Raw genomic sequence first — 8,597 nt, 5'->3', positions numbered from 1 at the left:
TGCCGGTCCCGCCGTGGGACCGGCAGCGGCGTTTTCCATGATGGATCCGCCCGGCCGGACAGGGCCGAGGCTCCGAGGCGTGGACGGGCCGGTCGAAGGGCAGGGCTCTGATCGTCGCCGTGCCGGGCTCGGCGGACTGAACTACGCGGACTGAACTACGCAGGGCGCGGCCGTCGGCCCAGTCGTACGATCGGCCGCCCTCATCCCGACGGCCCGTACGCGACACCGTAATGCGACGTATTACGCGCGTAGTTCGAAGGAGCCCTGTTATGACATCCGCCCTCCAGCCCTCCTCCGCCAAGCCGTTCGCCCTGGCGCCCGGTGAGGCGACGCTCGACCGTATCTCCGCCGTCCGCCTCTCGCTCGTACGGCTGCCGCTGCATGCGCCGATCAGCGACGCCAAAGTACTGACAGGGCGTCAGAAACCACTGACCGAGATCGCGTTCCTCTTCGCCGAGATCGCCACCGAAGACGGCCACGAGGGCATCGGCTTCAGCTACTCCAAGCGGGCGGGCGGTCCCGGACTGTACGCCCATGCCCGGGAGATAGCCCCTGAACTGATCGGCGAGGATCCCAGCGACACCGGCCGGCTCTGGCAGAAGCTGGTCTGGGCGGGCGCGTCGATGGGCCGCAGCGGGCTGACCACCCAGGCCATCGCCGCCTTCGACATCGCTCTATGGGATCTGAAGGCCCGCAGGGCGGGACTGCCGCTGGCCAAGCTGCTGGGCGCGCACCGTGACTCCGTACGCTGCTACAACACCTCCGGCGGTTTTCTCTCCATGCCTCTCGACCAAGTACTGGAGAACGCGGGCCTCGCGCTGGCGCGGGGCATCGGTGGTGTCAAGATCAAGGTGGGCCAGCCGGACAGCAGGACGGATCTGCGGCGCGTCGAGGCCGTACGCGAACGCCTCGGCGACGATGTGCCGTTGATGGTCGACGCGAACCAGCAGTGGGACCGCACCACCGCCGCCCGGATGGGCCGTGCCCTGGAGGGATTCGGACTCACCTGGATCGAGGAGCCGCTGGACGCCTATGACGCGGAGGGACACGCGGCACTCGCCGCGAGCCTGGACACACCCGTGGCCACCGGCGAGATGCTCACCAGCGTCGCCGAACACACCGGTCTGATCATGTCCGGGGCCACCGACTTCATCCAGCCCGACGCGCCTCGGGTCGGCGGGATCACTCCGTTCCTCCAGATCATGGCGCTCGCCGACCACAAGAGCCTCGCTATGGCGCCTCACTTCGCGATGGAGATCCATCTCCATCTCGCCGCCGCCTATCCGCGTGCCACCTGGGTCGAGCACTTCGAGTGGCTGGAGCCGCTGTTCAACGAACGCCTCGAACTGCGCGAGGGCCGGATGATCGTGCCGAGCCGTCCGGGACTGGGTCTCTCGCTCAGCGATCAGGCCGCCGACTGGACCTCGGAGGAGACAACTGTCGCTCCCTGAGGCGTGGTTGCCCGCCTCCGTCCTCGCATCCACAATGCGCATGACAAAACCGAAGGCACTTCGGTCACAGAGGGGACCCCCACATGAAGAAGCCTCTCCTCGGCGCGCTCCTCGCCGTCCTGCTCCTCGGAGCGGGTACGGCACCGGTGATGGCCGCGAGCCATGACACGGTGGCGCCGACGACGACTGCCACGAACAGCACCACGCCCCAAGTCAAGGTCAAGGCGGTCGACTTCGCGGGAACGGTGGCACTCAGCAACTGCTCGGGCTCCGTCGTCCGTACGCCGGGATCGCAGCCCGGTGATCCGGCCCTGGTCCTGTCCAACGGCCACTGTCTGGAGACCGGCTTCCTCGGCCCCGGCCAGGTCGTCGTGGACCGGGCTTCCACCCGTACCTTCAGTCTGCTGAACTCCGCGGGCAGCAGCGTCGCGACCCTGCGCGCCAGCAAGATCGCGTACGCGACGATGACCGACACCGACATCTCGCTGTACCAGCTCACCAGCACCTATGCCCAGATCCAGAGCTCGTACGGGATAACGGCGCTGGAACTGAACACCGTACGTCCGGTCCAGGGCAGCGCCATCAAGGTGGTCTCCGGCTACTGGAAGCGCATCTACAGCTGCAATGTCGACGGTTTCGCCTACCGGTTGAAGGAGGCCGACTGGACCTGGAAGGACTCGGTCCGGTACACCTCCGCCTGCAACACCATCGGCGGCACCTCGGGCTCGCCCGTGATCGACGATGTCACCGGCAAGGTCGTCGCCGTCAACAACACCGGCAACGAGTCCGGCGGCCGGTGCACACTCAACAATCCGTGCGAGGTGGACCAGAACGGCACGGTGACGGTGCGTCAGGGCATCAACTACGCCCAGGAGACCTATGGCATCGTGCCGTGCGTCGGCACGGGCAACAAGATCGACCTGAGCCGCGTGGGCTGCGCCCTGCCCAAGCCGTAACGGCCCGGTCCTTCAGGTCTGCGATCGGCACACAGGCACACAGGCACACAGGCACACGCGACAGCCGCGCCGCCGATCGTCCGGCGGCGCGGCTGTCGTGATATCGGCTCACGGGCGGTCGGCGCGCGGGCGGTCACAGGCCGGGCGCGCCCCAGACGGGGAACCAGCGGGCCAGATCGGGTTCGATCCGCAGATCGTCGCCGAGCAGGGCCCGCACCTGGAGCTCCCGCTGGTTGTCCCGCCTCTCGTCGCTGCCGGGCAGGGGAGCGAAGGGATAGAAGGTGCCGCGCTTGTAGAGATAGACGAGTCCGAGAGGCCGCTGCTCCGAGTCCCGGAAGCTCATCAGCGAGCAGAGGAGCTGCGGGCCGAAGCCGCCCTCCTCCAGCAGCGTATTGACCGCGTGCAGATCGTTGACCAGCGCGGCCGTGTCGTCGGGCGGCTGGCGGGCGAGCAGCCAGGTGTAGCCGTACGAGTCCTGGCTGAACTCCACCGGGTGACCGGCCCGTCCCGAGTCCGCGTCGAGCAGCTCCCGTACGTCCTGTCTGATCCGCGCGAAGCCGCCGCCCTCGACGCCCGCGAAACACACGGAGCCCAGACCGGTGGGGACGAATCCGGCGCCGGCCTGGAGAGTGAGTGCGGCGGACGGGAGGGCGAAGAGCTGGTCGAGATCGGGACGGACGGGCTTGCTCCGGCCGAGGATGGTGTCGAGAAGACCCACGGGACCAGCTCCTCGCTGCTCGGGTCGGTACATACGGTCACGAGCGGGCTCACGGGCGGGCGAGTTCGGCGGACAGCCGGGCGAGCTGCTCCAGACGCTGTTCCAGAGTCGGGTGCGAGGAGAACAGCCGGCTCAGGCTCTCCTTCGAGGAGAACGCCGGGACGAAGTAGAAGGCGTTGTACGGCTCGGCCTTCCGCAGATCCCGCGTCGGTATCCGCGCCATCTGCCCGCTCACCTTGGTCAGGGCCGAGGCGAGCGCCGACGGACGGCCGGTGAGCAGTGCGGCGGCGCGGTCCGCGGACAGCTCCCGGTAGCGCGAGAGCAGCCGGGTCAGCAGAAAGCCGATCACATAGACCACCGAGCTGACCAGCGGAATGACCAGGACCGCCAGACCTGCCGGTCCTGCGTTCCTGGCACTGTTCGACAGTCCGCTGTAGAGCGCGAAGCGGGTGATCAGGCCTGCCATCACGCCCAGGAACGAGGCGATCGTCATGACCGCCACATCACGGTGGGCGACATGAGACATCTCGTGCGCGAGGACGCCTTCCAGCTCCTCCGGCTCCAGTCTGCGCAGCAGTCCGGTGGTGGCGCAGACCAGGGCGCTGCGCTCACTGCGGCCGGTGGCGAAGGCGTTCGGGATGTCGCTCTGCGAGATCGCCACCCGTGGCTTGGGCATATCGGCCAGGGCGCAGATCCGGTCGACGGCGCCGTGCAGCTCGGGCGCCTGCTCGGGTGTGACCTCGCGCGCGCCCATACCGAAGGCCGCGATCCGGTCGCTGAACCAGAACTGCGCGATGAACAGCGCACCGGCGACGATCAGGATGACGGGCCAGAACTTGCCCAGCACCGCGAGCAGCACACCGACCAGGACCACATACAGCAGGCCGATCAGGAACATAGTGGTCACCATGCGGGTGGTCAGCCCGTGGTCCTGGGTGTAGCGGGTCTGTGTCATCGCTTCGCCTCCAAGGGGGACTCTCTCCTGCTATTTTCCTCCTTTCCCGGCGAAACGGAATAAGCGGAGTATATGGAGGGCGCGCGGGGGCGGCCTGGCCCTCATGGGGCGGTCGGCCGTGTGGTTCGTCGGGGCCTACGGGGGCCCGCCAGGGCCCATCGGCCGGGGACCGTGCGCCTGGCGCTCGGTGGAGCCTCCGTCGAGTCGGGTAAGTCCTTACGCCGTCCCGCCGGGCGCGCGCGGTGGCGCACTGCTGCACGCGGGTGCTCGGCGTGCATCGGAAAGTGCCTCCCTTGCTGACGAATTTCGCGTTCCTGACCGCTTTCGCCGGGCATTGTGGTGTGGGCGATGACATCAAGAGGAGGCAGGACATGATCCGGGTCCATGTGGTGCACCATGTGAGTCTGTTCCGCTCGGCCCTGGTGGCGCTGTTGCGGGCCGATACGACGCTCGATGTGTCGTCGGCGCCCGGATGTGTGTCATTTCATGGAACATACGTAACGCCACCGCATGTGTTTGTGGCCGATATCGACTGTCTGGATTCTCCAGGACATTCTCCGGGCCATACCGACAAGACGGTGTCCGCCTACGGTGACCTGGGCCATGGCCCTGGTTTGCTGGTTCTGGCCACCGTAAGGAAGCCGGGAGCTTTACGCAAAGCTTTTGACGCGGGCGCTCTCGGATATGTCAACAAGGACGGTGAGCCTCGACGATTGGTCGAGGCCATCCACAGAGTGGCCAGAGGTGAGCGATTCATCGATGAATCGCTTGCTTTCGATTTTCTCCAGGCCGCGAAGATGCCGTTGACGCCACGCGAACTCAGTGTTCTCGCGATGGCGGCGGAGGGCGCGCCGATCGATGAAATCGCGCGGTCCCTGCATCTGTCCAAAGGGACGATACGCAACTATCTGGCCGCCGCGATACGGAAGGTCGGCGGACGCAACCGCCTGGACGCGGTCCGTATATCCCAGGGCGCCGGGTGGCTCTGACCGCGCCGACCGGCGGACCGCGGGCAGCGGGCCACCGGGCAGCGCGCAGCGGGCCGCCGGATCACCAGTGGCCTGCCAGATCGCGGTAGAGGGCCGAGCCGGTCAGCAGCTCCTCATGTGTCCCGCAGGCGGGCCTGGTCCCGTCCAGTACGAGGACACGGTCCGCGCGGCGCGCGGACGACAGCCGGTGCGCGATCACGATCAGCGTGCCGGGACGCTCGGCCAGAGCCCGTTCCGCACGTGCCTCCGCGACCGGATCCAGATGGCAGGTGGCCTCGTCCAGGATCATGAGAGGCGCGGCGGAGACATACGCACGGCACAGGGCGAGCAACTGGCGCTCGCCCTGCGAGAGCTTCGCGGGCTCGACCGTCGCGTCCGGTCCGCCGAGCCGGCCGATCAGACCGTCGGCGTCCAGCGCGTCGACGGCCGCCGTCAGCTCGGCGGACGACGCCTCGGGACGCAGATACCGCAAATTGTCGCGGACGGTGCCGGTGAATATGTACGCCTGCTGCGGTATCAGTACACGGCGTCGCGTCGGCTCGCTCGTCCGTGGGCCCGATACGGGCTCGCCTGCCAGCAGTACGGTGCCACGGTCGGGTACGAGCAGTCCCGCGATCACGCCGGCGAGAGTCGACTTGCCGATACCGCTCGGTCCGACGACCGTCAGATGTTCGCCCTGCTCCACGGTCAGATCGAGACCGTCGAGCACGGGAGGCGCACCGGGAGCGTACGCCACCGTCACCGAGCGGATCTCCACGGCGGGCCGTGGCCTCCGCGTCGATGCGACACCGCCCTTGACCACCGGCTGCGCCGGAGGATTCGGCGCTGTGGGTGCGGGATCCGCTGTCCGGTCCTCGAACCGTTCCAGGACCACCAGCAATCTCGTACCGGCGGTGCCCAGTGCCGTCATCAGCGTATGGAGGGCGGGCAGCAGCGCCTGGACGAGATAGGCCAGCGCCCCCAGCAGGGCGCCCGCCGTCACTCCGTGGCCCAGCAGCCAGGGAGTGGCGGCCAGCAGCGTGATCACTGGTAGCTGCCCGGCCACCCCGAGCGCCAGCGCCCGGACGGCCGCCCACCGTGCCAGGACGCGCGAGGTGCGGGCGCCCGCCTCGAACAGCCGTTCCGTACGGTCCGCGACCTCCGCTCCCGTACCGCAGGCCACGATGTCGCGGAGCCCGGCGCCGACCGTGCCGACGCGATCGGCGATCGCCTCGTCGGCGTCCAGGAACGCGCGCTGAGCGGTGGCCATCGGGCGTAGCGTGGCGAGGAACAGCAGCAGCCCCAGGGCCAGCGGCGGCAGGATCACGAGCAGGAACACCGGCGCGAGCGCCAGCAGTCCGGCCACGGCTCCCACCAGCGTGAACGCAAAGGACCGGGCGGTGAGCATCAGACCGGCGAAGCTGTCCCGCACGATCTCGGTCTGATGGGTGAGCCGTGAGACCGCGCCACCGTCCGGACGCGCCGGGTCGGCCACGGCCCGGCGCAGTGACTGTGTCACCGCCCGGCGGACCAAAGTGTCCCGCAAGGGCTCCACGAGCGAGGCCAGCTCGGTGAAGACACCGCGCACGAGCGGGCCACCGACGAAGATCGCCACCGCGGCCACGGCCAGCCAGACCAGGCCGATGTCCGTCCGTCCCGCCAGAAATCCCTGGTCGAGGGCGCGCGCCAGGCAGTAGCCGCCGAGAAAGGTCTGTACGGACTCCAGCAGGGACCAGCCCGCGAGTCTGAGCAGAACTCCTTTTCTGCGCGAGAGGAAGCGGCGGCCACGCGGCAGAAGCCGGCGCAGCGTGCCCCGGTCCTCGTGCGGTGTGCCACGGCCCTCGGTGGGAGCCCGGCCGATTTCCTTCGCCGTCACCGGCCGGGCCGTTCCATCGAGACGTCAGCCGTACGCCCGGCTCCATACGGCACAAGGCCCGGGTCCGGCGCCGGACCCGGCGTCGCGAAGACCTCGCGGTAGGCCGGGAACCGCCATAGCTCCGCGTGTGGTCCCACCGCCCGTACCCGTCCCTCCTCCAGCCAGATCACCAGATCCGCCCGGACCGCCGAGGAGAGCCGGTGGGCGATGATCAGCCGGGTGCCCGCCCGGATGTCCTGGGCCAGGGCGCGTTCCACCTGCCGTTCGGTGACCGTGTCCAGGCTGGAGGTCGCGTCGTCGAGGATCAGCAGTCGGCCCGCGTGCGCGAACGCCCGTGCCAGACCGAGCCGTTGGAGCTCGCCGCCGGACAGCGGAGCCTCGCGCGGCGGTGTGTCGTACCCACGGGGGAGCAGTCGTACGAACGCGTCCGCGCCCGCCGCGCGGGCCGCCGCCCGTACCCGGTCCTGGGAGACCTGCTCGGCGCCGCACGCCAGGGCCTCGCCGATTGTGTCGCCCCACAGGGCGGGCCGTTCGAAGGCATAGCCGACCTCACGGCGCAATTGCCCGTGCTCAACGGCGGCCAGAGGTATGCCGTCGAGGAGTACGGAGCCCTCGTCCGGATCGGTGAGGCGCCCGGCGACGGCGGCGAGCAGGGACTTGCCCGCTCCCGACCGTCCCACCACGGCCGCCGAGATACCTCCTCGGATCTCCAGATCCACGCCGGAGAGCAGAGCACGGCCCTCGCGCACCACGCGTACGCCGCGCAGCCGGAGCGTGCCCGGTCCGTCAGACGGCAGGGATTCGGTGCCGTAGGCCAGGGCGGGCAGGTCCAGCAGCTCGGCGGTTCTGCGGGCGGCGGACCGGCTCCGTACCAGCGCGCCGAGAAAGCCGGCGGTGGCACCCACACCGGCCGCCAGCGCCGCGTACCGGGAGGCGGCCAGCAGCTCGCCGACGCTGATCGCGCCCGAGGCCAGTCGTGCGCCGCCGACCGCCACTACACCGGTGGTCAGCAGCGGCATGAGGACACCGCTGCGGGCCAGGGCCCGGCCGTGCACGCGCCACATACGCCGTCCCTGGACGTTCAGTTCAGGCAGCGGCCCGAGGATACGGTCGAGCTCGCGCTCCGTCGTACCGGCGGCGGCGATGGTCCGCGCGCCGCCCAGCGCCTCGATGAGCCGGGACGCGATCTCGGACTGCACGCGCTGATACCGCGCGATGCTGTCGGAGGAGTCACGGGTGAAGGCGCGCAGCAGCAGTAAGAGCAAGGGCAGACCGACGAGAAAGGCGACGGCCGTCCAGAGGTCGATGAGGAGCAGTGCGACGGTCGCGCCGGCCGGAGCCAGCAGCGACGCCGCGAGGGACGCGGCGGTCACGGGCGCGGCAGCGGCCTCGGTGGCATTGGCGGAGAGCCTGGCCGCCGTGTCGCCGGGAGAGAAGCGGGAGCCCTGCTCGGGCGGCGCCGCGAGCAGCCTGGTCAGCCCTCCGAGCCGTAGCCAGGCGGTCGAACGGGCGTTGGCCATACCGCTCGCCAGAGCCACCAGGGCATCGAGAAGCACCTCCGCGGTGATCGCGACGGCGCACAGAAGGAGCCAGAATCCGGCTCCGCCCTCGCGGGTGAGCAGCAGATCCAGCGTCCGGCCGACGGCCGCGGGCAGGACGAGGGACGCGCCCGC

General features: G+C 69.5%; 7 protein-coding genes. 3 read left to right on the top strand and 4 right to left on the bottom strand.

Translation table 11 applies throughout. The features are described 5' to 3' along the window. Nucleotides 1–269: 269 nt before the first annotated feature. Both GA0115259_RS23940 and GA0115259_RS23935 read left to right on the top strand, forming a co-directional pair. Nucleotides 270–1,451, top strand: a complete 1,182-nt coding sequence (locus GA0115259_RS23940) for an L-talarate/galactarate dehydratase (RefSeq protein ID WP_093600863.1) — start codon at nucleotides 270–272, stop codon at nucleotides 1,449–1,451. 83 nt (nucleotides 1,452–1,534) lie between these two features. Further along, entirely contained in the window at nucleotides 1,535–2,407 is an 873-nt protein-coding gene (locus GA0115259_RS23935) for a S1 family peptidase (RefSeq protein ID WP_093600861.1), read from the top strand. A gap of 133 nt (nucleotides 2,408–2,540) precedes the next feature. On the opposite strand, the gene GA0115259_RS23930 is transcribed toward GA0115259_RS23935, so the two are convergent. Continuing rightward, nucleotides 2,541–3,125 (bottom strand): PspA-associated protein PspAB, encoded by a 585-nt coding sequence (locus GA0115259_RS23930; protein ID WP_093600859.1) that lies wholly within the window; start codon nucleotides 3,123–3,125, stop codon nucleotides 2,541–2,543. Nucleotides 3,126–3,174: 49 nt separating this feature from the next. Further along, entirely contained in the window at nucleotides 3,175–4,080 is a 906-nt protein-coding gene (gene htpX / locus GA0115259_RS23925; RefSeq protein WP_093600857.1) for a zinc metalloprotease HtpX, read from the bottom strand. A gap of 293 nt (nucleotides 4,081–4,373) precedes the next feature. Here htpX and GA0115259_RS23920 point away from each other — a divergent pair, with 293 nt between their 5' ends. Next, complete coding sequence (locus GA0115259_RS23920) at nucleotides 4,374–5,069, top strand: response regulator transcription factor (protein WP_345941032.1); 696 nt, start codon at nucleotides 4,374–4,376, stop codon at nucleotides 5,067–5,069. Between the two features lie 61 nt (nucleotides 5,070–5,130). Here the strand turns inward: GA0115259_RS23920 and GA0115259_RS23915 are convergent, their stop codons facing one another. Continuing rightward, a complete protein-coding gene (locus GA0115259_RS23915) occupies nucleotides 5,131–6,924 on the bottom strand; it encodes an ATP-binding cassette domain-containing protein (protein WP_256098114.1) in 1,794 nt (597 codons plus the stop codon). Continuing rightward, nucleotides 6,921–8,597: ATP-binding cassette domain-containing protein (locus tag GA0115259_RS23910; protein WP_107469250.1), on the bottom strand; the 1,677-nt coding region annotated here is incomplete at its 5' end. The genes GA0115259_RS23910 and GA0115259_RS23915, both read right to left, overlap by 4 nt.

It is taken from the genome of Streptomyces sp. MnatMP-M17 (assembly GCF_900091995.1).
Lineage (GTDB): Bacteria > Actinomycetota > Actinomycetes > Streptomycetales > Streptomycetaceae > Streptomyces.
The sequence above is the reverse complement of the archived record's forward strand: the minus strand, read 5'-3'. Positions and strand labels throughout refer to the sequence as shown.